Origin of the sequence: Mesorhizobium sp. M7A.F.Ca.US.006.04.2.1, from assembly GCF_004022915.1 — a bacterium.
Classification (GTDB): Bacteria; Pseudomonadota; Alphaproteobacteria; order Rhizobiales; family Rhizobiaceae; genus Mesorhizobium; species Mesorhizobium ciceri.
This window is the reverse complement of the sequence record NZ_RZQA01001541.1, coordinates 1-639: the sequence shown is the minus strand read 5'-3', so window position 1 is coordinate 639 and position 639 is coordinate 1. Positions and strand designations below refer to the sequence as shown.

Sequence of the window (639 nt, the reverse complement as noted above, 5' to 3'; positions counted from 1 at the left end):
GTCTATCCCTACGAAACACATACGCGGTACTTTCGCGACGAGGTCCAATCTCGCCTCGATGGCCGCCGCCGCTTCCTTGGTCCGCTCGGCTTCACCGCCAAGCGACGCTTTCTCAACGCAGCGCGCTGTCTGGTCATTCCGAGCCTCGCAGCCGAGACCAGCTCGCTTGTGGCCATGGAGGCCCTCGCCTGCGGGACCCCGGTAGTCGCCTTTCCAAATGGTGCGCTTCCCGACGTCATAGAGCACGGCAGAACGGGCTTTCTCGTCGACACGGTCGACGAGATGGCCCAAGCCATTCTTGCGGCGCCCAGCTTGGATGCCGAGACATGCAGGGCCGAAGCGCGACGGCGATTTTCGCTGGAACGGATGATCTCGTCTTACATGGATGCCTATCAGGCGCTGGCACAGCTTGGCACTGGTCGCCGGCGCTTGGCTGCGACGCCGTGAGCAAAGCGGTGCTGCGCTGCGAAATCATCGGTGACCCCGCGCAGTTCGACGCCTTGACGCCGCACTGGTGGAAACTGTGGCAGCAGAGTCCCTCGGCGACGCCGTTTCAATCTCCCGCCTGGCTGGTGCCATGGTGGCACGCATTCGCACCCGGTGAACTGGCGACAGTCGCGAACGGGAAAGACGGGGATC

General features: G+C 63.7%; 1 protein-coding gene and 1 pseudogene. Both read left to right on the top strand.

Going from position 1 to position 639, the window contains the following annotated elements:
* A partial coding sequence (locus EN925_RS38625) for a glycosyltransferase (RefSeq protein ID WP_127218898.1) occupies positions 1 to 447 on the top strand: 447 nt, incomplete at its 5' end.
* Positions 444 to 639, top strand: a pseudogene (locus EN925_RS40390) (glycosyl transferase); the annotation flags it as partial. The gene EN925_RS38625 and the pseudogene EN925_RS40390, both read left to right, overlap by 4 nt.